The 22,298-nt window shown below is 71.3% G+C and carries 23 protein-coding genes and 1 pseudogene; 15 read left to right on the forward strand and 9 right to left on the reverse strand.

What is annotated here, in order from left to right; all coding sequences use genetic code 11:
• Positions 1-67 precede the first annotated feature (67 nt).
• Positions 68-583, forward strand: coding sequence for a MarR family winged helix-turn-helix transcriptional regulator (locus E6W39_RS22875; protein WP_141635118.1), 516 nt, complete (start codon positions 68-70; stop codon positions 581-583).
• 112 nt (positions 584-695) lie between these two features.
• On the forward strand, positions 696-1,172 hold the full coding sequence (locus E6W39_RS22880; protein WP_141635119.1) for a hypothetical protein: 477 nt from the start codon (positions 696-698) through the stop codon (positions 1,170-1,172).
• Between the two features lie 8 nt (positions 1,173-1,180).
• Here the strand turns inward: E6W39_RS22880 and pdxR are convergent, their stop codons facing one another.
• Positions 1,181-2,614 (reverse strand): MocR-like pyridoxine biosynthesis transcription factor PdxR, encoded by a 1,434-nt coding sequence (pdxR, locus tag E6W39_RS22885; RefSeq protein ID WP_141635120.1) that lies wholly within the window; start codon positions 2,612-2,614, stop codon positions 1,181-1,183.
• 86 nt (positions 2,615-2,700) lie between these two features.
• Between pdxR and E6W39_RS22895 the strand changes: the two are divergent.
• Positions 2,701-3,188: pseudogene (locus tag E6W39_RS22895) on the forward strand (carboxymuconolactone decarboxylase family protein).
• A 16-nt stretch (positions 3,189-3,204) separates the two neighbouring features.
• Here the strand turns inward: E6W39_RS22895 and E6W39_RS22900 are convergent.
• On the reverse strand, positions 3,205-4,245 hold the full coding sequence (locus tag E6W39_RS22900) for a helix-turn-helix transcriptional regulator (RefSeq protein WP_141635123.1): 1,041 nt from the start codon (positions 4,243-4,245) through the stop codon (positions 3,205-3,207).
• A gap of 111 nt (positions 4,246-4,356) precedes the next feature.
• Here E6W39_RS22900 and E6W39_RS22905 point away from each other — a divergent pair, with 111 nt between their 5' ends.
• From E6W39_RS22905 to E6W39_RS22935, 7 genes are all read left to right on the forward strand, one after another.
• The gene (locus E6W39_RS22905) at positions 4,357-4,896 is read left to right on the forward strand and encodes a DinB family protein (RefSeq protein ID WP_141635124.1); all 540 of its coding nucleotides are present in this window, start codon (positions 4,357-4,359) and stop codon (positions 4,894-4,896) included.
• 464 nt (positions 4,897-5,360) lie between these two features.
• Complete coding sequence (locus E6W39_RS22910) at positions 5,361-6,044, forward strand: phosphoribosylanthranilate isomerase (protein ID WP_220140255.1); 684 nt, start codon at positions 5,361-5,363, stop codon at positions 6,042-6,044.
• A gap of 72 nt (positions 6,045-6,116) precedes the next feature.
• Positions 6,117-6,779 carry a uracil phosphoribosyltransferase gene (upp, locus tag E6W39_RS22915; RefSeq protein ID WP_101380906.1) on the forward strand — a complete coding sequence of 221 codons (663 nt, stop codon included), beginning with the start codon at positions 6,117-6,119 and terminating at the stop codon, positions 6,777-6,779.
• The gene (locus E6W39_RS22920) at positions 6,776-7,735 is read left to right on the forward strand and encodes an EamA family transporter (RefSeq protein WP_141635125.1); all 960 of its coding nucleotides are present in this window, start codon (positions 6,776-6,778) and stop codon (positions 7,733-7,735) included. The genes upp and E6W39_RS22920 overlap by 4 nt, the downstream gene beginning before the upstream one ends.
• Positions 7,732-8,664: a pseudouridine-5'-phosphate glycosidase gene (locus E6W39_RS22925; RefSeq protein WP_101380908.1), complete on the forward strand. Its 933-nt coding sequence runs from the start codon at positions 7,732-7,734 to the stop codon at positions 8,662-8,664. The genes E6W39_RS22920 and E6W39_RS22925 overlap by 4 nt, the downstream gene beginning before the upstream one ends.
• Positions 8,665-8,690: 26 nt before the next feature.
• Positions 8,691-9,761 carry an alkene reductase gene (locus E6W39_RS22930; protein ID WP_141635126.1) on the forward strand — a complete coding sequence of 357 codons (1,071 nt, stop codon included), beginning with the start codon at positions 8,691-8,693 and terminating at the stop codon, positions 9,759-9,761.
• A complete protein-coding gene (locus E6W39_RS22935; RefSeq protein ID WP_141635127.1) occupies positions 9,758-10,729 on the forward strand; it encodes a ribose-phosphate diphosphokinase in 972 nt (323 codons plus the stop codon). The genes E6W39_RS22930 and E6W39_RS22935 overlap by 4 nt, the downstream gene beginning before the upstream one ends.
• 139 nt (positions 10,730-10,868) lie before the next feature.
• On the opposite strand, the gene E6W39_RS22940 is transcribed toward E6W39_RS22935, so the two are convergent.
• Both E6W39_RS22940 and E6W39_RS22945 read right to left on the reverse strand, forming a co-directional pair.
• Entirely contained in the window at positions 10,869-11,180 is a 312-nt protein-coding gene (locus E6W39_RS22940; RefSeq protein WP_141635128.1) for a hypothetical protein, read from the reverse strand.
• Positions 11,181-11,443: 263 nt separating this feature from the next.
• Entirely contained in the window at positions 11,444-12,523 is a 1,080-nt protein-coding gene (locus E6W39_RS22945) for an alpha/beta fold hydrolase (protein WP_141635129.1), read from the reverse strand.
• Between the two features lie 108 nt (positions 12,524-12,631).
• On the opposite strand from E6W39_RS22945, the gene E6W39_RS22950 reads away from it, so the two are divergent.
• Entirely contained in the window at positions 12,632-13,360 is a 729-nt protein-coding gene (locus tag E6W39_RS22950) for a TetR/AcrR family transcriptional regulator (RefSeq protein ID WP_141635130.1), read from the forward strand.
• 107 nt (positions 13,361-13,467) lie between these two features.
• Here the strand turns inward: E6W39_RS22950 and E6W39_RS22955 are convergent, their stop codons facing one another.
• Positions 13,468-14,361: a helix-turn-helix domain-containing protein gene (locus E6W39_RS22955; protein ID WP_141635131.1), complete on the reverse strand. Its 894-nt coding sequence runs from the start codon at positions 14,359-14,361 to the stop codon at positions 13,468-13,470.
• A 99-nt stretch (positions 14,362-14,460) separates the two neighbouring features.
• On the opposite strand from E6W39_RS22955, the gene E6W39_RS22960 reads away from it, so the two are divergent.
• Positions 14,461-14,871 carry a YybH family protein gene (locus E6W39_RS22960; protein ID WP_181799397.1) on the forward strand — a complete coding sequence of 137 codons (411 nt, stop codon included), beginning with the start codon at positions 14,461-14,463 and terminating at the stop codon, positions 14,869-14,871.
• A 122-nt stretch (positions 14,872-14,993) separates the two neighbouring features.
• On the opposite strand, the gene E6W39_RS22965 is transcribed toward E6W39_RS22960, so the two are convergent.
• Positions 14,994-16,412 (reverse strand): aminotransferase-like domain-containing protein, encoded by a 1,419-nt coding sequence (locus E6W39_RS22965; RefSeq protein WP_141635133.1) that lies wholly within the window; start codon positions 16,410-16,412, stop codon positions 14,994-14,996.
• Between E6W39_RS22965 and E6W39_RS22970 the strand changes: the two genes are divergently transcribed.
• Together E6W39_RS22970 and E6W39_RS22975 are read left to right on the forward strand one after the other, a co-directional pair.
• On the forward strand, positions 16,411-17,646 hold the full coding sequence (locus tag E6W39_RS22970; protein WP_141635134.1) for an aminotransferase class V-fold PLP-dependent enzyme: 1,236 nt from the start codon (positions 16,411-16,413) through the stop codon (positions 17,644-17,646). The genes E6W39_RS22965 and E6W39_RS22970 overlap by 2 nt on opposite strands.
• A complete protein-coding gene (locus E6W39_RS22975; protein ID WP_141635135.1) occupies positions 17,643-18,944 on the forward strand; it encodes an MFS transporter in 1,302 nt (433 codons plus the stop codon). Before E6W39_RS22970 ends, E6W39_RS22975 begins: the two co-directional genes overlap by 4 nt.
• An 85-nt stretch (positions 18,945-19,029) precedes the next feature.
• Here E6W39_RS22975 and E6W39_RS22980 read toward each other — a convergent pair whose 3' ends face one another.
• Complete coding sequence (locus E6W39_RS22980) at positions 19,030-19,266, reverse strand: multicopper oxidase domain-containing protein (protein ID WP_323809069.1); 237 nt, start codon at positions 19,264-19,266, stop codon at positions 19,030-19,032.
• Positions 19,267-19,386: 120 nt separating this feature from the next.
• Positions 19,387-20,013, reverse strand: coding sequence for a TetR/AcrR family transcriptional regulator (locus E6W39_RS22985; RefSeq protein WP_141635137.1), 627 nt, complete (start codon positions 20,011-20,013; stop codon positions 19,387-19,389).
• A 108-nt stretch (positions 20,014-20,121) separates the two neighbouring features.
• On the opposite strand from E6W39_RS22985, the gene E6W39_RS22990 reads away from it, so the two are divergent.
• Complete coding sequence (locus E6W39_RS22990) at positions 20,122-20,787, forward strand: hypothetical protein (RefSeq protein ID WP_181799398.1); 666 nt, start codon at positions 20,122-20,124, stop codon at positions 20,785-20,787.
• 98 nt (positions 20,788-20,885) lie between these two features.
• On the opposite strand, the gene E6W39_RS22995 is transcribed toward E6W39_RS22990, so the two are convergent.
• Positions 20,886-22,154: an ATP-binding protein gene (locus tag E6W39_RS22995; RefSeq protein ID WP_141635138.1), complete on the reverse strand. Its 1,269-nt coding sequence runs from the start codon at positions 22,152-22,154 to the stop codon at positions 20,886-20,888.
• Between the last annotated feature and the right edge of the window lie 144 nt (positions 22,155-22,298).

Raw genomic sequence — 22,298 nt, forward strand, 5'->3', positions numbered from 1 at the left:
GTACGAGTCCCGCGAGCACCGGTACGAGTCCCGCAGGCAAGGGCCAGGACATCTCAGGAGGCAGGCCATGGAGCAGCAGCGCGACGCCGTTGACGACATCGTCGACCAGTGGGCCAAGGAGCGCCCCGAGCTCGACACCACGTCCATGGCCCTGGTCGGGCGGCTCAACCGGTTCCAGAGCCATGCCGATCTGGTGCTTCGTGAGTACTTCGCCCAACACGGCCTGGACTTCTCCGAGTTCGACGTGCTGGCCACGCTGCGCCGCTCGGGCGAGCCGTTCGAGCTGAACGCCCGGGCGCTGCTCAGGTCGGCCATGGTCACATCGGGTGCGATCACCAACCGGGTGGACCGGCTGTCCGCCAAGGGCCTGGTCGAGCGGCGGCAGAGCACCACCGACCGGCGCGCCGTGCTGATCAGGCTCACGCCGGTCGGTCGGGAGCTGATCGACCGGATCGTGGAGGGGCACATCGCCAACGAACGGGAGCTGGTCGCGGCGCTCAGCCCCGAAGAGCAGACGCAGCTGGACGGCCTGCTGCGCAAGCTGCTGGCCGCCCGGGGCGACACCGCGCTCGACGCCCGCTGACTCGAAGCACTCGCTGACTCGTCCCGCCCACTGAAACCGCAGCGTCCGCTGACCCGGGAGCGCCGCATGAACCCCTGGTCGGCGGCTCCCGCCCTGTGATCGACTTGGGCCCGTGAACGCCATCCTGACGAGCCTGATCGCGGTCCTCGGCACCCTGCTGGGTTCCACCGCCACCCATGTGTTCCAGCAGCGCACCGCGCGCCGTGCCGAACACCTGGCCCGCCAGGAGCGGTTGCGGCGCGAGCGGTTGGACGCGTACAGCGGGTATGCCGGGCTGCTGGTGCTCTTCCGGCAGGCGATGCTGCACCACTGGTTCTGCGTACACGAGGACACGGACGCCGAGGAGGAGGTGGCGCTGCGCCAGCGCTCCTTCGAAATCCGGTCACAGGCCCAGCACGCCCTGTTCCAGGTGCAGTTGATCACCGACGACGGTCCGCTGGCGGACGTCGCCGCCGAGGCGTTCCGGCAGGTCGGGAAGATCGACCGGGCTCGCGACCGGAAGGACGTGACCGAACGGCGTGACCTGACCCAGGTGTTGATCAACGACTTCGTCAACGTGGCCCGCCAGTACGTGGGTTCCACGCCTTAGGAGCAGCGTCAGGTGGCCGGAGCCGCCAAGTCCGGTGGCAGCACCCGGCAGAGCGCGTCCAGAGCGGCGCGCCAGGCGTGGTCGGGCGGGGTGGCGTAGCCGACCACCAGACCGTCGAGGGTCGGCCCGTTCGCGGCCGGGTGGCGGAACGGGGCCAGCCCGTCGAGCGCGACCCCATGCCAGGCGGCGGCCTTGAGAGCGGACCGCTCGGTGCCGGGCGGCAGTTGCAGCACGGCATGCAGGCCGGCCGCGATCCCGCTGACCGCGATGTGCGGGGCCTGGGTGGCCAGGGCGGCCACCAACTGGTCGCGGCGCTGCCGGTAGTGCTGCCGCATCCGGCGCAGGTGGCGGTCGTAGGCGCCGGACTCCAGGAACGCGGCGAGGGTCAACTGGTCGACCACACTGGTGAACCCCTCGCGTTCGCCCTTCCCGGCCAGCACCGGATCCACCAGGTGGGCCGGCAGCACCAGCCAGCCGATCCGCAGCGCGGGGGAGAGGCTCTTGCTCACCGAGCCCAGGTAGATCACCCGTTCCGGGTCCAACCCCTGTAGTGCGCCCACGGGTTGGCGGTCGTACCGGAAGTCGCCGTCGTAGTCGTCCTCCAGTACCACGGTGCCCCGGGCCCGCGCCCAGTCGACCGCGGCCACCCGCCGCTCCGGGTGCAGCGGTCCGCCGGTGGGGAACTGGTGCGCCGGGGTGAGCAGCGCCGCACGGACGCCGCCCAGGGAGCCCAACACGGCGGTGTCGGCGCCGTGTTCGTCCACTGGGAGCGGACGGGTCGGCACCCCGGCGGTGGTCAGCAGCTCGCGGTGGAACGGCAGGCCGTAGGACTCCACCGCCAGTGGCCCGCGCAGCACCGCACCGCCGGTGAACAGCAACCGCAGCCCGGCGGCGAACCCGGCGGTCACCACGATCCGCTCCGGCTCCGTGCGCACCCCGCGGGCCCGGGCCAGATACTCGGCCAGCGCGCGGCGCAGCTCGATCCGGCCGCGCGGATCACCCGGGCCGAACGCCTCGTTGGGCGCGGCGCCCAGAGCCCGCCGGGTGGCGGCCAGCCAGGCGGTGCGCGGGAACGCGGCGGCGTCCGGCTGGCCCTGGGTCAGATCGTGCACGGGTGCCCGAGCGGTGACCCGTCGCGGCACCCGCACGGCGTCCGGCGTCCCCACCCGGTCGGCGACCCGGGTGCCGGACCCCTGGCGTGCCGTCAACCAGCCCTCCGCCACCAGCTCGGCATAGGCCTCGGCCACCGTGTTGCGGGCCAGCCCGAGGTCGGCCGCCAGCGACCGGTACGGCGGCAGCCGACTGCCCGACGCCAGCCGCCCGTCCCGCACCGCGTCCCGTAGCGCCCGGGTCAGCGCCGCCCGCCGACTGCCGGTCGCGGCCAGCTCAAGATGCAGGTCACTGCCGATCCGCTGGCCCGAATTGACCCACGATTCGCTCATGGAATTGCACCCTATGCGAGGTCGATCATCCCCGTAGCTTCGTAGCCATGACGAACACGACGAGCACCATGAACACCACAAGCACCATGAACACCACGAGCACTGCGAGCACGCCGAACCACACCGGTACCCCTCGAATCAACTTCGCCCAGCTCGCCCCAAGGCCTTCAAGGCGCAGATCGGCTTCGACGCCGCCGCCCGCGAGGGGCTGGACCCGGCTCTGATCGAACTGGTCCTGATCCGCTGCTCCCAGCTCAACGGCTGCGCCTACTGCCTGCACATGCACACCTCCGACGCGCGCAAGGCGGGCGAGAGCGAGGAGCGCCTGCACATGGTCTCGGTCTGGCGCGACGCCGCCCACTTCTTCACCCCCGCCGAGCAGGCCGCCCTGGCCCTGGCCGAGGCCGTCACCCGGATCTCGGACGGCGTCCCGGACGACGTCTACGCCCGCGCCGCCGAGCACTTCGACGAGACCCGCCTGGCCAACCTGATCGCCCTGATCCTCGCCATCAACACCTGGAACCGCATCGCCATCACCACCGCCAAGCTCGCAGGCACCGACGAGCGGGCGTGACGCGCGGGGTGAGCCGTCACGAGTCCCGTCCCTCCAGTCCCTCCGACCTCTCTTCCCCCTCCGGCCCTGCTGCCTCCTCCGCCCCCTCCAGCCCCTCCCGGGCCGCGCGGTGGAAGCGGTCGGCCCAGTCCCGGAGGTGGGGGAGCAGGGCGGGCGGGTGCAACACGCGGAAGTCGGTGCCGAGGACCCCGAGGGCCATGCACGCCCAGTCCAGGCTGTCGGCGGTCATCCGGATCCGGCAGTGCCCGGCGTCCACCTCCTCGATGGTGCACCAGTGGCCGATCAGTCGCTGGGCGGTGGCGGCCGGGAGGTCGGCGAGCACCTCGACGCGGTGGGGCTGGACGTGGAAGCGCCGGCTGGCGCGGACGAACTCGGCGGCGTCGGCTGCGGGCAGCTCGCGGGGGCGGAACCGGGCGCCGGCGCCCTGCGGGTCGGTGAGCCGGTCGACCCGGAAGCTGCGCCAGTCGTGCCGGATGAGGTCATATGCGACCAGGTACCAGCGGTGGTCGAGGCAGACCAGCCGGTGCGGTTCGACGTGCCGCTCGGTGCGCCTGCCGTCGGCGGCCGCGTAGCCGAAGCTGAGCTGCTCGGCATCGCGGCAGGCCAGCGCGACCACGGTGAGCGCGCCGGGGTCGACGCCCGCCTGACCGGCCGCGGTGCCCCAGCCGGTCGGCACGGTCATGGTGCGCAGGGCCTCCACCCGGTGCCGCAGCCGGACGGGCATCACCTGGACCACCTTGGCCAGCACCCGCACCGAGGACTCGGCCAGGCCGGCCACCGCTCCCTCCGCGGCGGCCTGGAGCCCGACGGCGAGCGCGACGGCCTCGTCGTCGTCGATCACCAGCGGCGGCAGCGCCGCGCCGGCGGCGAGCTGGTAGCCGCCGTCCACGCCGCGCTGGGCCTCCACCGGGTAGCCGAGTTCGCGCAGCCGGTCGACGTCCCGGCGCAGGGTGCGCACCGAGACGCCCAGCCGTTCGGCCAGTTCGGTGCCGGGCCAGTAGCGGTGGGTCTGCAGCAGGGAGAGCAGTCTCAGGGTTCGGGTACTGGTGTTCGCCACGCCGGAGATTCTCCTCTCCATTGAGGACGGAAACTGACCGCTATGGCTCCTAACGTAGGTGTCGAGCAAGGGAAACCGAAGCCGAAACCGAAGCCGAGAGCGGGAGCAGTCATGACCGACACCACCAACGCCACCACCGAGCTGTCCGGCGAGCGGGCTGACCTGCTGGAGACGCTGACCACCGCACGGCACTTCCTGCGCCTCACCGCCCGCGACCTCACCGACGACCAGGCCCGGCAGCGGACCACCGCCAGCGAGCTCTGCCTGGGCGGCCTGATCAAGCACGTGACGTCGACCGAGCGGTTCTGGGCGTCGTTCATCGTCGAGGGCCCGTCGGTGATGCCCGACTTCACCACCCTGACGGAGGCCGACTGGGCCAAGCGCGGCGAGGAGTTCCAGCTGCTGCCCGGCGAGACGCTGGCCGGTGTGCTGGCGGAGTACGAGGAGGTGGCCCGCCGCACCGACCAGCTGGTGGCCGCGCTGCCGAACCTGGACGCCGCGCAGCCGCTGCCCAAGGCGCCCTGGTTCGAGGCCGACAAGTCCTGGTCGGCCCGCCGCACCCTGCTGCACATCGCCGCCGAGACCGCTCAGCACGCCGGCCACGCCGACATCATCCGCGAGTCGCTGGACGGCGCCAAGAGCATGGGCTGACCCGGGAGACGAGAAGGAACCTTGAACTCCACGTGAGACGAGAAGCAACCCCGAACTCCACGGGAGACGAGAAGCAACCTTGAACTCCAGGCGAGACGAGAAGCAACCCTGAACCCTGCGTGAACTGACGGTCCATCAGCCACCTTGTGGCGATGGTCCGTCAGTTTGTTCCCTCGCGCTCCCGTTCGGTGTACGGAGCACCAACGTGGCGTAGTCAAGCCAAGGTTGCGGCAGAAGGCTGAGATCCACGGCCCGACTCCGTAGGCTGCCGATGTCGGAAAGTTTGACGTCGAATCGGGGGCGCGGCCGAGGTCCCGATCGGCCGGATCCGGCGCCACCGTGTCCGCCGGGACGGGTGGACCGAGTTGGCTCAGAGGCCTGTGGGGGGTTGGAGCACTCCGAAGCACCGGGGGTGGTTTCCGCCTGCCCGCAGTCATTGGCATATCCCAACGAGGGGGAACTCCATGACCACCGTGAACAAGCTGGTCCAGGTCGCAGGCTGCATCGACGCCGCGGAAGCCGACATGATCATCGGCGAGGGGGCGGACTGGATCGGCTTCGGGCTGCGCCTGCCGTCCGGCAAGGACGACATCTCCGAGCAGGACGCTGCCGCGATCATCAAGGGCTTCGAGCCGCCGCACGCCGGCGTGCTGATCAGCTACCTGACGGATGCCCAGGAGGTCAGCGACTTCTGCACCCAGCTCGGCGTGGTCGCCGTCCAGCTGCACGGGGATGTGGCGACCGACCAGCTCCGCCTGCTCAAGGAGCTCCGCCCGGAGCTGTTCGTGCTGAAGTCGCTGGTGGTCAAGGCCGACAACGCCGAGGAGCTGCTCCAACTCGTCGACGACACCCACCCGTTCGTCGACATGTACATCACCGACACCTTCGACCCGAAGACCGGTGCCAAGGGCGCGACGGGGCTCACCCACGACTGGAGCATCTCCGCCGAGCTGGTCCGCCGCTCCCCGAAGCCGCTGATGATGGCGGGCGGCCTGAACCCGGAGAACGTCGGGGACGCGATCCGCGCCGTCCGTCCGGCCGCCGTGGACGCCCACACCGGTCTGGAGGGCCCGGACGGCCGCAAGGACCGGGCCAAGGTCGCCAAGTTCGTCGCCGAAGCCCGTCGTGCCTTCGACGACATCGGCTGATCGCCCTTCCGCAGCCCACTCCCCGGCGCACCGTCAACTCGCCTTCTCCCCATCCACCGTGGAGGCCCAGCCGTGAGTACCGAACACGTCCACCTGTTGCCGCAGACGGATCAGCTCCGCGCCATGCACACCATCGTCCGGGACCGGGACTGCTCGCAGGAGGACTTCCGGTTCTACACGCGGCGCATCATCCACCGTCTGCTGGAAGCCGCCCTGGATCTGCTGCCGTACGCCAAGCGGGAGGTCACCACCCCGGTCGGCGTCACCTACCTGGGGCTCGAGCTCGTCGACAAGGTGTGCGCCGTGCCGGTGATCCGCGCCGGTGAGGCGATGGAGGTCGAGCTGCTCGATGTGCAGCCCGACATCCCGATCGGCAAGATCCTGATCCAGCGCGACAAGCAGACCAAGCTGCCGAAGCTCTACTACAAGCAGCTGCCGGCGGACATCGGCGAAGGCCATGTGCTGCTGCTGGAGCCGATGCTGGCCACCGGCGGTTCGGCCCTGGCAGCCATCGACGTGCTGCTGGACTCGGGGGTTTCCGAGGAGAAGATCATCATGATCAACTTCCTCTCCTCGCCCGAGGGCCTCGAGCGCTTCGCCAGGGAGCGGCCGGGGCTGCAGATCGTCACCAGCGCCATCGAGGACCGGCTCAACGAGCACGCATTCATGATCCCCGGCATCGGGGACTTCGGCGACCGCTTCTTCGGAACCACGGACTCCGGAGCTAGGAAATGAGCAATCGGCGCGGTGGTGGCGGCGGTCTCGCCGCCACCTCCCTGATCACGGCGCTGGCGCCGATGGTCTGGGGTTCGACCTACCTGATCACCACCGAGTTCCTGCCCCCCGAGAAGCCGCTGCTGGCCTCCACCCTGCGGGCGCTGCCGGCCGGCCTGATCCTGCTGCTGATCACCCGGCAGCTGCCCAAGGGCATCTGGTGGTGGCGCGCGCTGGTGCTCGGCGTGCTGAACATCGGCGCGTTCTTCTACTTCCTGTTCCTCGCCGCCTACCACCTGCCCGGCGGTGTGGCGGCGCTGATGGGAAGTGCCCAGCCGATGATCGTGCTGGTGCTCGGTGCGGTGCTGCTGCGCGAGAAGATCATGCCGCAGCACATCGTCTCCTGTCTGCTGGGCGCCGGGGGCATCGCGCTGCTGGTGATCGGCCCGAAGGCCGGCCTGGACGGCATCGGTGTGGTCGCCGGTCTGCTCGGTGCGCTCTGCATGGCCTCGGGCATCGTGCTGGTCAAGCGCTGGGGCCGCCCGGAGGGGGTCTCCCTGATGACCTTCACCGGTTGGCAGCTCACCGTCGGCGGCATCCTGCTGCTGCCGATCTGCCTGGCCACCGAGACCCTGCCCGACCACCTGACCTGGAAGAACATCGGCGGCTTCGCCTACCTGGGCCTCATCGGGGCGCTGATCGCCTATGTGCTGTGGTTCCGCGGTCTGTCGCGGCTGCCCGCCCTGGCGGCGTCGTTCCTCTCCTTCGCCTCGCCGCTGTGCGCGACCGTCCTGGGCTACGTCTTCCTCAACCAGTCACTGAACGCCATCCAGCTGGTCGGCGCCGTGGCGGTGATCGCCGCGGTGGTCATCGGCCAGCCGCGCCGGACGAAGGCCCCGACGACGGTGGCACAGAGCAGTCCGGCAGCGGTGACCGAGGCGGAGCCGTCGACCAGCCCGAGCGAGGGAGTGAGATGAGCACGACCATCCCGATCGTCTACAGCGAAGAGGTCCGCGAGGCCCTGCACGAGCGCCGTCCGGTGGTCGCGCTGGAGTCGAACGTCATCACGCACGGCCTGAAGTACCCGCACAACGCCGAGACCGCGCACCAGGTCGAGGCCGCCGTCCGCAAGGGCGGCTCGGTGCCGGCCACGATCTGCATCGAGGACGGCGCGATCCGGGTCGGCATGACCGCGGCGGACATCGAGCGGTTCGCCTCCGAGGGCGGCATCCCCAAGGTCTCCAGCCGCGACCTGCCGGTGGTGCTGGCCCGCGGCGGCCGCGGCGCGACCACGGTGGCGTCCTCGCTGGTCGCCGCCGAGCTCGCGGGGATCCCGTTCTTCTCCTCGGCCGGTCTCGGCGGGGTGCACCGGGGCGCCGAGACCACCATGGACATCTCCTCCGACCTGATCCAGCTCACCCGCTCCAAGGTGGCGGTGGTCTGCGCGGGCGCCAAGATGATCCTCGATCTGGCGCTGACCATGGAGTACCTGGAGACCCAGTGCGTGCCGGTGATCGCGCACGGCTCGGACGACTTCCCGGCGTTCTACTGCGCCTCCAGCGGCCTGCGCGCCCCGCACCGGATCGACGACGAGGACCTGATCGCCAAGGTGGTCGCTACCCACTGGGCCGCCGGGCACCCCGGCGGGGTGGTCATCACCACGCCGCCGCGCGACGAGGACGCCGTCGACCCGGTCGTCGCCGAGGCGGCCATCAACGATGCGCTCGTCCAGGCCGAACGGGACGGTGTCACCGGCCAGGGCCTGACCAAGTACCTGATGCACGCGGTCGATCGGGCCACCGGCGGCCGTACCGCGCAGGCCAACATGGCGGTTCTCATCTCCACGGCCGAGGTCGGTGGCCGGATGGCCGCCGCCTATGCCCGTTACCAGTCCGACCACTCCTGACCCATCGCTCGAAGAGGCAACAAGACATGACTTCGCTGTTCGATTCCGTCACCGTTGGCAAGTTCGCCCTGAAGAACCGGCTCGCCATGGCACCGATGTCGCGCAACCGGGCGCTGCCGTCCGGGGACGCCACCGAGCTGATGGCCGAGTACTACAGCCAGCGCGCCGCCGCCGCCCTGATCATCACCGAGGGCATCCAGCCCTCCCAGGTGGGCCAGGGCTTCATCAACTCGCCCGGCCTGCACAGCCCCGAGCACGCCCGCAGCTGGCGGGTCGTCACCGACGCGGTGCACGCCGAGGGCGGCACGATCGTCGCTCAGCTGATGCACTCCGGGCGGATCGGCCACCCCTCGCTGTACCCGAGCGCGCACCAGTCGGTGGCCCCGTCCGCGATCACCGCCGGCGGCCAGTGCTTCACCCCGGACGGGATGCAGGACTACCTGGAGCCGCACGAGCTGACGGCCGATGAGATCAAGTCCACTATCCAGGACTTCGTGACCTCGGCGCGCTACGCGGTGGACGCCGGCTTTGACGCGGTCCAGCTGCACGCCGGCAACGGCTTCCTGCTGCACCAGTTCATGGCCGAGAACACCAACACCCGCACCGACGGCTACGGCGGCTCGCTGGGCAACCGGATCCGCTTCGCCGTCGAGGTCACCGAGGCCGTCGCCGCCGCGATCGGCAACGACCGCACCGCCGTGCGGATCTCCCCGGCCAACCCCTACAACGACATCGTCGAGGGCGACACCGAGGCGCTCTACCAGGCGCTGGTGCCGGCGCTGCCGGAGCTGGCCTTCCTGGAGGTCTGCGAGATCGTCACCCGCCCGATGACCAGGACGATCCGGGAGCTGTGGCAGGGCAGCCTGATCGTCAACCCGCACGCGACCCAGGACTCGTTCCCCGCGACCGCGAAGACCGGGCAGGAGATCCTGGACGAGAACCTGGCCGACGTCGTCTCGGTGGGTGCGCTCTGGCTGGCCAACCCCGACCTGCTGGACCGCGTCAAGGCCGGTGGCCCGTTCAACGAGGTCGACCAGTCGACCTTCTACGGCGGCGACCAGCACGGCTACACCGACTATCCGGTGCTCGGCCGATGAGGGCCGTGGTCCGGGGCACCGAGCGGGATCTGCTGCTGTTCTCCGGTCGGGCCCACTCGGAGCTCAGCGAGCGGATTGCCCAGGAGCTGGGCACCGAGCTGGTGCCGACGCAGGCGCGGGACTTCGCCAACGGCGAGATCTACGTCCGCTTCGAGAAGTCGGTGCGCGGCGCGGACTGCTTCGTGGTGCAGTCCCACACCGCCCCGATCAACACCTGGATCATGGAACAGCTCATCATGGTCGACGCGCTGAAGCGGGCCTCCGCCAACAGCATCACCGTGGTGGCGCCGTTCTACGGCTACTCCCGGCAGGACAAGAAGCACAAGGGCCGGGAGCCGATCTCGGCCCGGCTGGTCGCCGACCTGCTGACCGCCGCCGGGGCGGACCGCATCATCACCGTCGACCTGCACACCGACCAGATCGTGGGCTTCTTCGACGGGCCGGTGGACCACCTGTTCGCGCTCCCGCTGCTCGCCGACCACATCGCCGCGCACACCGACCAGTCCCGGCTGACCGTGGTCTCCCCGGACGCCGGACGGGTGCGGGTCGCCGACCGCTGGTGCGACCGGCTCGGGGCGCCGCTGGCGATCGTCCACAAGAAGCGGGACAAGGACGTCGCGCACCAGGTCACCGCGCACGAGGTGGTCGGTGAGGTGGCCGGCCGGGTCTGCGTGCTGGTGGACGACATGGTCGACACCGCGGGCACCATCTGCGCCGCCGCCGACGTGCTCTACGCGAACGGCGCCGCCGACGTGATCGTGGCGGCCACCCACGGCATCCTCTCCGGGCCCGCCGTGGACCGCCTGAAGAACTCCCAGGTCAGCCGGTTCGTCTTCACCGACAGCCTGCCGAGCGCCGCGGCGGTCGACCTGGACAAGGTGGAGGTGCTCTCCATCGCTCCGGTGATCGCCCAGGCGATCAAGGAGATCTTCGAGAACGGCTCGGTGACCAGGCTCTTCGAGCAGTAGACCGGGCACGGAAGACGCCGTCCCCGGCATCCCGATGGGGGTGCCGGGGACGGCGTCCGGCGTTTCAGCCGCTGTTCCGTCCGGCGTTTCGGCCGGTCTATCGCCTGGTGTCTCGTCCTTGCCGACCCAGTGGGCCGCGCTATCCGGCGGTTTCCTCCCGCAGCGCCTCAAGTGCCTTGGCGAGCACCTTCGTTCGGAACGGGTTCGCGGGATCCAGCGCCGCGGCCACCGCCACCGCCTCCTCCAGCAACGCCGCACGGGCCTCGGGCAGTTCGCGCACCCGGGGCGAGCGGGCCGCCGCCACCAGCACATGGGCGAGCTTCGAGCCGTAGACCTCCGGGCTGACCTGGGTCAGAACCCGGTACACCCAGAGCGCGTCCGGGCCGCGCAGCACTCGGCGGTTGCTGCCGAGCAGTAGCACCCGGGCCCGAAGTACGGTGTCCTGATTCATCGTTACCCCTCCGTCGGTGCACTCCCCGGGCCGGCCCCCGCCGGCGGCGGGGCAGCACGGCGGATGTGCCGGCGCCCGGGTGGGACGCCGGCACATCGGCCGGGAACGTGGATGACGTCGAGTGTGCGGGTCGCGGGGGCGGCCGAACAAGGCCGAAGCCGCGTGCGCTCCGTCCTACCGAGATGCCCGGCGACCAGGCATGATGGAGTCGACACTTTCCCGCGCCGGTGCCCTCCTGCGCCGGTGCTCTCCCGCATCGCTTGTCAGGCCGCGAGCGGCTGACCGGTGATCGCCGGGCGGACCTTGGTGAGCATCAGGTCGATGAACTGGTCGGGGTGGCGGAAGCTCGCGAAGTGGCTGGCGTTCCGGATCAGCGCGAACTCCTTGACCGGTGCGCTGACTTCGTCGAAGAACCGCTTGGCGGGCTGCGGCGGGGTGAGCACGTCGCCGTCGCCCTGGAAGATGAAGAACGGGATCGCGAAGTCGGTGCCCTCGGCGCGCTCGTCGATGGTCGCGGCCTGCACCTGGAGCTGCTCGGACCAGGTCATGGCCTTGAGGTACGCCCGCAGGCCGCGCAGCGTGTGCAGGGGTGAGAACCAGAGCGAGCGGATCACCACGGTCTTCATGGTGTCGTAGGAGAGCGGGTCGCTGGTGAGGACCAGCTTGTTGAACTCGGCGACCTGCTTGACCGTCCAGCTCCTCCGGTCCGCGCCCATCTCCAGCGCGGTGGCCAACTCCCGCTTCTTGCCCGCCTTCTGGAGCCGGGCCAGCATTGCGTCATAGGCGGTGTGATCGCGGCCGCCGTCGATGATGTTCTGGTCGGTGCCGACGTAACCGGAGTACAGCTCGGGGTGGTTGCGGGCCAGGCGCAGGCCGAGCACGGTGCCGAAGGAGTTGGCGACCAGCAGCAGCTTCGCCACGCCGAGTCGGGCCCGGACGTACTCGGTGACCTCCAGGGCGTCGCGGTGGAGCCGGTCGTAGTTCAACTCGCCCTGCCCGTCGGGGCCGCCGGCGGCGAACGTGAAGCCGGCACCGCGCATGTCCCAGCGCACGATGGTGAAGTGCTTCTCCCAGACGTGGGTGCGGGGGAGGAAGACCAGGTTGGAGGCGCCCGGACCGCCCAGGATCTCCAGGATCACCGGGTTGCCGAGGTCCTCGCCGCGGATGGAGATCCACTGGTCGATGCCGCCGATCCGGACGAACCCGGACTCGTCGATGGAGTTCGGGGCGGTGATGCGGATCTTCTTGGCGTTCGCGGCGCGCTTGAGCTGCCGGTAGCCCAACAGGCCGGCGGTGGGAGCGGTGAGGGCGGCGACGGTGGCGGTGGCGATGGTGGCGATCACGGTTACTCCCCTAAACTGTTTATCGCGTCAGCGGATGCGTTTAAGGTATATACAGTTCTGATGGCGTGTCAACAGACATCGCCGAGCCGATGTGGAGGGAGAGCCGAGATGGCCAAGGAGAAGGCCCGCGACCTGCGGACGGGCATCGCGCTGCTGTGGGGCGAGCAGGACCAGCCGACTCGCGGACCCAAGCCGAGCCTGACTCCCGGCCGGATCGCCGAGGCTGCGGTGGCCATCGCGGACGCCGAAGGCCTGGCCGCGGTCTCCATGAGCAAGGTCGCCGCCACCTTCGGGGTATCCGCGATGGCGCTGTACCGCTATGTGCCCGGCAAGACCGAACTCATCGAGCTGATGGTCGAGTTCATCCTCGCCGAGGTCCCCGACCTGTCGGCGGTCGCCGGCGGTTGGCGGCCGCGCATCACCCAGTGGGCCCGCCTCTCCCAGCAGGTCCACCGTGCCCACCCCTGGCTGCTGGCCGCCGTCGCCATCCGCCGCCAGGCCATGGGCCCGCACCAACTCGGCTGGTTGGACGCCGCGTTCGCCGCCCTGAACGGCACCGGCCTGCCCGCCGCGCAGCAGCACCGGATCTTCGTGCTGATCGCCGGCCTGGTCCGCACCGTGGCCCAGGAGCAGCAGGACTTCGACCAGGCCCAGGACGAGGAGTGGAACCGCCTCACCGGCGAGCTGATCGCCCGCCACGCCGACCGTTTCCCGCACCTGACCCAGGCCATCGCCGCAGGCGCGTTCGCCCCCGAGCCCGCCGACCCGCTGGAGTTCGCCCTCACCCGAGTCCTCGACGGTGTGGCGGCCCTCATCGACCAGGCGGGGCGGGGGTAGTCCCGGGGCCCCGGCTCGGGCGGAAGGGGGATTCGACCGCGTCGGGCGGCGGCGGCCACTTCCTTGCCCGGGCGCGTGGGCCGGCTACGCCCCGTGGATCCGCGACCTCAGCGTTGAGCGCGACGGAACTCGCCTGGGGTGCGGCCGGTTTCGCGGGCGAAGAACTTGCCGAAGTTGGTGGCCTCGGTGAAGCCGAGCGCGCGCCCGATCGCGGCCACGGGCAGCTCGGTGTGGGCGAGCAGCCGCTGTGCCTGCAAGGCGACGCGGGCGTCGGCGAGTTGCTTGGCGCTGCGTCCGGTGGCGGCGAGGCAGGCGCGGGTGAGGGTGCGCGGGGAGTAGCCGAGCCGTGCGGCGTAGTCCTCGACGGAGCGGGTGGTGGCGAAGGAGCGTTCCAGCTCACGTCGGAAGGCGAGGTGGATGTCGGCACCGGGCGGGCGGGTGGCGGGGTGTTCGCCATGGACCGCGAGGCGCGCCAGCCGGATCAGCAGCGCGCCGAGCAGCTGGCGCATCAATGCGCCGGTCAGCTCGGAGAGTTGGTCATCGCGTAGCGCCCGGTACTCCTCGGCCAGCTCCATCGCGGCGCGATCGAATGCGTCGAATTCGGTGGGTGCCAACTGCCATGCGACCGGACCGAATCCGTCGAGCACCTCGCGGGTGGCGGGCAGCGGCGGAGGGAAGTCGGCGGTGAACAGCAGCAGAACGGCGTCGAGGTCGGCGGGGCGGCCGCTCGGGTCGGACGGCAGACGCTGCACCTGACCGGGCCGCAGGTGCAGCAGCGTGCCGGGGGTGCACGGGTGGGCGACGAAATCGACCATTGCGGTGCCCTTGCCGCCGCGCACCAGCATGACCTGGTGGAAGTCCAGGCGGCTCGGGCGGCGGGCAACTGAGCTTCGCAGGCGCGACTTCAGGGTGCTGAAGGTCAGCACCTCAAGACCGGAGGGCAGCCGGTCGGGGTTGTCATAGGCGATGTCGATGACATCGCGCTGTCCACTTTCGACCATCTCAGGTCGCGACTCTACCTCGTGGGGAGGGCGGCCACCGGGACATCGTGGATGCACGGCCGAACGGCCACTCCCACACCGGAAATGAGGGCTTTCACGATGTCCCCTGTCGTCACCGATCCCGCGAAGCTGCCGATGGTGTTCCAGGACGCCCTGAACGCCGGCGACATCGACGGCGTCCTCGCGCTGTTCGCCCCGGGCGCGGCCATGCGCACGGTCGCCCGCGAGCACATCACCGGCACCGAGGCGCTCCGTGCGGAGATCGCCGGTACCGTCGCCGCCCATGGCAGGCTGACCAACGTTCCACGGCACACCCTCGTCGGCGCGGACACCGCCCTCCTGGTCACCGACTGGACCATGGAGATCGACGGCCCCGATGGCTTGTGGGGGCACCTCCCGGCCGAAGGCCGGGGGAGGATCGCCCCGACCGGCACCACCGCCAACATCGCCCGCCGGGACGCCGACGGCGGCTGGCGCTTCACCCTCCTCAACCCGCTCGGCACCGCCTGAGCGGACACAACGCGACACAACGCGACACAACGCGACACAACGCGACGCAACGCGACGCAACGCGACGCCGCCCAGCCGGTGGCGCGGCGCCCGCTCGGGAACCCCCGGGGCGGTCGGCGGTGTCAGCCGCCCACCGCCCCCGCCTGGCGCGCCGCGGCGGCCAGGCGGGCGGCGGCTTCGGCGAGGTCGGCGGGTTCGGGGGCGGCGGCGAAGCCGAGGCGCAGGTGGGCGGCGGGCGGCTCGGCCGGGAAGTAGTGGTGGCCGAGGTTGACGGTGACCCGGTGGGCCGGGGCCGCGTCCGCGACGGCCGCCTCCGTGAGGCCGGGCGGGAGCCGGAGCCAGAGGTGCAGGCCGCCCTCGGGCACCCGCAGGAGCGTCCAGTCGGGCAGCTCGCCGGCCAGGGCGTCGGCCAGGACGGCGCAGCGGTGCTGCAGCGCGCCGGCCAGGGTGCGCAGATGGCGGTCCCAGGTGGGGGCGCTGAGCAGTTCGACGGCGGCTTCCTGGAGGGGGCGGGCGATGAAGAAGTCGTCGACCCGCCGCATGCCGAGCAGGCGCCGCATGACCGGGCCCCGGGCGATGACGGCGCCGATCCGCAGGCTCGGCGAGGCGGGCTTGGTCAGCGAGGTGAGGTGGATGACGGTGCCGTCGCGGTCGTCGGCGACCAGCGGGCGTGGCACCGGGCGCCCGTGGCCGAGGTGGCGGGCGAAGTCGTCCTCGATGAGGAAGGCTCCGGCGGCGCGCGCCACATCGACGATCTGCCGGCGTCGTTCGGGGGAGAGGACGGTGCCGGTGGGGTTGTGGAAGGTGGGCTGGCAGTAGAGCAGCCGGGCGCCGGTCATGGCGAAGGCGTCGGCGAGCAGGTCGGGGCGCAGGCCGTGCTCGTCCATCGGCACGGGCACCGGTTGCAGCCCGGCGGAGCGCGCGGCGGCGAGCGCTCCGTGGTAGGTCGGCGACTCGACCAGGACCGGGTTGCCGGGCGCCGCGATGGCGCGGAACAGCATGGACAGCGCCCCCTGCCCGCCTCCGGTCACCAGGACGTCGTCCTGGCCGACGTCACCTCCGGCCTGCCGGGCGAAGATCGTGCGCAGCGTCGACAGTCCCGCCGCCGGGGCGCGGCGCCAGGCGTCCGGGCGGCGGGCGGCGCGGGCCAGGGCGCCGCCGAGCAGCCGGGTGGGCTGGAGGCTCTCGTGCAGGTAGCCGCCGGACAGCGCGATGGTGCCGGCCGCCGGGGTCTCCGACTGCTCGTCGGAGCGCTCCGGCAGGAACTGACGGCCGGCCAGGGCGACCGCCTGCCAGGAGGTGTCCGGCTCGCTGTCGGCCGGCCGCGGCCGGCGGGTGGCCACGTACGTACCGCTGCCCGGCCGGGTGACGACCGCGCCCTCGGCGGCCAGCAGGGCGATCGCGCGGGAGACGGTGACCGGGCCGACCCCGTGACGTGCGATCAGATCCCGGCTGCTGGGCAGGCGATCGCCCGGGGAGAGACGGGCGATCTCGGTTCGGAGGATCGCCACCAGGGCCTCGATACTGCTACCGTCATACATGAAGAACCACGATAGCGCTTTCGTCGGTACCTCGGAACCGCTCCTCGACCTCGCCGCCCTGCGAGCCGACACCCCCGGGTGCGAGGAGGTGATCCACTTCAACAACGCCGGCTGCGGCCTGATGGCCCGTCCGGTGCTCCAGGCGATGCTCGACCACCTGCGCCTGGAAGCGACCATCGGCGGCTACGAGGCCGCCGCCGCCCGGGCCGCCGAGGTCGCCGACTTCTACGCCTCGCTCGCCGAACTCCTGGGCACCCGCCCCGGCAACATCGCCTTCGCGGCGAGCGCGACCCACGCCTACACCAAGGCCCTCTCGGCCGTCGACTTCCGCCCGGGCGACGTCATCCTCACCACCCGCAACGACTTCATCTCCAATCAGATCGCCTTCCTCGCGCTGCGCAAGCGACACGGCGTCAGGATCGTGCACGCCCCCGACCACCCCGACGGCAGCGGCGTCGACGTCGACGCCATGGCCGCGCTGATGCGCTCCCACCGACCGCGCCTGGTGGCCGTGACGCACGTACCCACCAACTCCGGGCTGGTCCAGCCGGTCGCCGAGATCGGCCGGCACTGCCGCGAACTCGACCTGCTGTACCTGGTCGACGCCTGCCAGTCGGTCGGCCAGTACCCCGTCGACGTTGAGGAGATCGGCTGCGACCTGCTCACCGCGACCTGTCGCAAGTTCCTTCGCGGCCCCCGCGGTTCGGGCTTCCTGTACGTCTCCGACCGGGTGCTCCAGGCCGGTTGCGAGCCGCTGTACATCGACATGCACGGCGCGCGCTGGGTCGCCCCCGGCTACTACCGCCCGGTCGAGGGAGCCGCCAGGTTCGAGGAGTGGGAGTTCCCGTACGCCACCGTGCTCGGCTGCGCCGCCGCGACCCGCTACGCGCTGCGGGTCGGCCTGGAGCCCGTCTCACGGCGCACCCCGGCCCTGGCCGGGCGGCTGCGCGAGCAGTTGGCGGCCCTGGCCGGTGTCCGGACGCTGGACGGGGGCGCTGCTCCCGCCGCGCTGGTCACCTTCACGATCGAGGGGTGGGAGGCGGCGCCGTTCAAGGCGGCCCTGGACGCGCGCCGCGTCAACTCCGCACTCAGCTACCGGGAGTTCGCCCAGTACGACTTCGCCGACAAGGACGTGGAGTGGTGCCTTCGCCTGTCGCCGCACTACTACAACACCGAGGACGAGGTCGACGCGGTGGTCGGGGCGGTCGCCGAACTGGCAAGGAGCGCCCGATGACACAGCTCTCCTCCCCAGCGGTCACGACGGACGCACCGACCTCCCCGAGTCTGTGGCGCAACGGCGACTTCCTCAGATTCTGGCTGGGCGAGACCGTCTCACTGCTCGGCACCCAGGTGACCAACCTCGCCCTCCCGCTCACCGCCATCGGCGCGTTCGGCGCGACCGACGAACAGGTCGGACTGCTGCGCTTCCTGCAACTCGTGCCCTACCTCGGGCTCGCCCTGCCGATCGGTGTCTGGACCGACCGGAGCCGCCGACGGCCGGTCATGCTGGGCGCCAACCTGGTCCGGCTGGTCCTGCTCGGCCTCGTCCCGCTGCTCTACTGGTGGCACCTGCTCAACCTGCCGCTGCTGATGGTGATCACCTGCACGGTCGGCATCGCGTCGGTGGTGTTCGACGTGAGCTGGATGTCGTACGTGCCGGTGCTGGTGAAGAGCCCGGACCACTACGTCGAGGCCAGCGCCAAGATGGGCGCCAGCTCCTCCACCGCCGACGTGGCCGGCCCCGGACTGGCCGGTGTCCTGGTCTCCGCGCTCGGCGCCCCGATGGCGGTGGTCGTCGACTCCTGCTCCTACGCGGTGTCCGTCGTCTCGCTCCTGCTCATCCGCACACCCGAGCCGCGCCCCGAACCGGTCGCCGAACGCCACCTCTGGCGCGAGCTCAAGGACGGCCTCGGCTGGGTCCTGCACGACAGGGTGCTGCGCGCCCTCGCCCTGATCGGCTTCTGCTGCAACTTCTCGATGATCACGGTGTGGACGATGTTCCTCCTCTACGGCACCCACGACCTCCACCTCGGCTCGACGACCCTCGGCGCCGTCTTCGCGACCGCCTCCGTCGGCGGCCTGGTCGGCGCGCTGATCTCGCGCAAGGTCATCGCACGGTTCCCGCTCGGCCGCGTCTACCTGGTCGCCCAGTCCGCCCTGCTGCTCGGCCCGTCCCTGATCCCCGCCGCCGGCGGGCCGCGACCGGTGATGATCGGGATCTTCGTGCTGTCCTTCTTCACCACCTACCTGGGCCTGGGCGTGGCCGGGGTCATCATCGTCAGCCTCCGCCAGGCCGTGACACCGCAGTCGATGATGGGGCGGATGACCGCGGCCTTCCGCACCCTGCTGTTCGGCGGCGGCGCTCTGGGCGGCCTCTGCGCCGGCCTCCTCACCGGCCAATTCGGCGCCCGCACCGCCCTGACCGTGGCCTCCGCCGCCTCCGCCACCGTCGTCATCGGCCTGCTGCTCTCCCCGGTCAGTCGCCTGGGGACCCTGCCGGCCGGCCCGCGACAGGCGGCAGCCAACCACTGAGGACCGGAGCGCCACACGGGCGAAGGCCCGGACCGCGCGATGCGGTCCGGGCCTTCGGGCCGGTGGAGGACGCGGGATCCCACGCTCAGCGGGTCGGTGCGTCCGGGCGCATCATCTCGTTGTCCTCGTGGTCGATGATGTGGCAGTGCCAGACGTAGCCCGGTCCTTCGACGGGGTCGAAGGGGTAGCGGTTCTCTCCCGGCGCGACGGCCGCAACCTCGGTCGTACCGGGCGCCCAGCGGGTGATCAGCCTGGTCACCTGTCCCGGATTGGCGTTGACGGTGTCCTTCCAGCCCGCCTCGTTCGGGTCCGGCGGCAGCACCGGGCCGGTCAGGAAGGGGCTGAAAGCGGGATTGCCGCCGAGCGCGCCGTCCGCGTTCGGGGTGGGGTAGGCGCGGGGCGGCCCGTAGCCCGGGATGACCGTGCCGGGCTGGTGGTCGACCTAGGAGAGCGCCGCGAAGCCGGTGCAGAGCAGGCGGATGCTCTGCGCGAACTTCTCGTCCTGGCTCAGGCGTGGCATCAACGGGCTCATGACCAGCGGGAACTGCTCGCGCAGTGCCGCATGGAGCTCGGCGGTGACGGGTGGTGGCGTCGCCGGCTGGTTCTGCTCCTGCAGCACGAAGCCGGTGACGTGGCTGAGCAGGGTGTCGGCGGCGATGCCGCAGTGGTCGGCGGGCAGGCCGGCGTCGACGAGGGTGCGCAGCAGGCGTTCCATCAGGGAGAGGGCGCCGGGGCTGAGCACGCCGGGGCTCTCGGCGAGGAGTTGGGCGCCACCGGGGTGCTGCTTGATGCTCAGGCGCAGGGTGGTGGCCTGGGCGTGGACGCGGTCCTGCCAGGTGGCGGCGGACGGGAGGGCGGCCAGCGCCTCGGTGCCGGCGTCGTACGCCCGGCGGCAGACCCGGTCGGCCATCAGGGCGAGCAACTCGTCCTTGCCGCGCACGTGGTAGTAGAGGCTGCCCGCGTGGGCGTCCAGGCGGTCGGCGACCTGGCGCATGGACAGGTTCTGGTAGCCGACCTCGGCGAAGACGGCCATGCCCGCGTCGACGATGCGCTCCTTGGTGAGCTTCATGCGGCCCACCGTACAACGTTTTCCAACACCGTTCGAAAACTGTGCTAGCTTTGCGCCATCAGGTTTTCGAACGGCGTTGGAAACGCCGCAAACGGGGGAGAAGCAGGCATGGGGGCGATCCTGTTCAACGTGACCACGGCCGCGCTGATGGTCATGATGGTCAACTGCGGGCTCGGCGTGGTCGGCCGCGACACCCTGCGCGGCCGGCCGATCCCGTGGGCAGCGGTCGCCCTGACCGCGCTCGCCGTCGGCGGCGTCCTGCTCCAGCTGCTCTGGTCCGGCGCCATGGACGCGCTGGACGCCGACCCCGCCAAGTCCGGCTGGTGGCGCGAATTCACCTCGGTGTTCATGCAGAACGGCGGCCTCTTCGGCGGCCTGTGGAACCTCGTCACCCTCGCCGCCATCGCCGCGCTCGCCCAGTGGTACTGGGGCGGCTCGCTCACCCTCGGCTTCTTCCTCGCCGGCATCCTGCTGCCCAGCCGGATCGACACCCTGCTCGGCTTGGGCAGCGGCCCCAGCACCGACCCCCGCAACTTCGCGGGCAGCTCCGGCGCCACCTACTTCCTCGGCGCCACCCTCGCCCTCGCCTTCCTCACCCGCACCCGCCTCCCCAAGGAGATCGCCCTGGCAGCCGGCGTCCCGGCGCTCGGCCTGGCGATGTGGTTCGCCCAGGAGAACGGCCACGGGCTGGTGTCCGTCTACGGGTTCGCCCTCGCGGCGGCGGCGTGGGCGGTCCGCCGCCGGCTGGCCCGGCCGGCCGGTCGCGCGGCCTGACCCTTCGGACGAAGCAAGCAGGACGACGAGGGCGGCGTCCGCTCAGACCCGCCCGTACCGGACTGTCCGCTCAGACCCGCCTGTACCGGACCGTCCGCTCAGACCCGCCCGTACCGGACCGTCTGGTCGGCGAACTCCCGGGCCATCTCCTCGGACACGGTCGGGCGGGTGCGGTGGATGACGTCCAGATAGTCCTGGGTGCTGGGCTGGGTCCGCCTCCCCGTGTCCAGCGTGCGCTCGAAGGCGCTCTGGGCGACCGCCATGGCGACCTGCCTGATGTCGGCGGGAGTGAAGCCCTCGCTGGCTTCGGCGAGGACCGCCGTGTCGGCAGCCGTACCCGTCTTCGCCGTGTAGCCGCCCCACAGCGCGTCGCGGGCCACGGAGTCGGGCGGCCCGACCGGCAGGACGTAGTCGAACCGGCCGTGGCGCAGGAACGCCGGATCCAGGGCGGCCACCGAGTTGGTCGCGCAGACGAGCAGCCGGCCGTCGCGGTCACGGAACCGCACGATCGACTTGAGCAGTTCGTTGACCACGCCGACCGACGCGGGGGCGGCGAGGTGGCGCGTACCGGCGACCTCCTCGACCTCGTCGATGAAGAGCAGCACGTGGTCCAGCTGCGCCACCTCCTCGAAGCGGCGGCTGAGCCCGGCGGCCAGCCCGTCCTCGGACGCCAGCCGGGACGGGAAGAGCTCGACGAACGGCCAGCCGAGCCGACCGGCCACGGCCTTGGCGAAGGTGCTCTTGCCCGTGCCCGGCGGACCGAACAGCACGACCGCGCGGGGCGGTTCCACCCCGTGGGCGTCCGCCAGCTCGGGATTCGCCAGGGGCAGCACCAGGCGCCGTTCGATGAGCCGCTTCTCGTCGGCCATGCCCGTGAGCCGATCCCAGAGGCGGGCATCGGGCATGACCGCGCCCAACATGGCCAGGACCGCCGTGCCCTGAGCGCTGACGGCCTCCGACTTCTCGAAGTACGTGAGCCCCCGACGGGGGCGGAACCCCGAGTTGACCAGTGCCGTGGCGCCCGTCTCCTCATCGGGCAGCAGCGCCGCGACGATCCTGGCGCCGGTGTCCCGCAGCCGATGCTCCAGCGCGGACAGCAAGGCGGTACCCAAGCCCAGGTTCCGCCACGCCGGGTGCAGCGCGATGCGCAGCACCCATGCCCGGTCCCCGTCCACCCGGCCCATCGCCGCACCCACGAGATGCCCGTCGGCCACCGCGACCACGCTCGGATTCCGTGCCTGCAACGCGGCGACGACATCGGAGAGGCGGAAGACGGCGGGGAGCCCCGTGGTGGTGCTCTCGCCGTCGAGCCGAACCACCGCTTCGAGGTCGTCCGGTGTGAAGTCCCGGACATGCCATACAGCCATACGCCGCTCTCGAACATCGCGCGCCCCCGGACTTCCATCATCGGGCGCCCCCGCCGCTACCGCCCGCCCGGCCGAGCGGCCACGACCGTTCGGCGAGGTGGCGCAGCTCGGGCAGCCCGTCGGGCCCGCGCGGTTCGGCGGTCC

The organism is Kitasatospora acidiphila (assembly GCF_006636205.1).
Taxonomy (GTDB): domain Bacteria; phylum Actinomycetota; class Actinomycetes; order Streptomycetales; family Streptomycetaceae; genus Kitasatospora; species Kitasatospora acidiphila.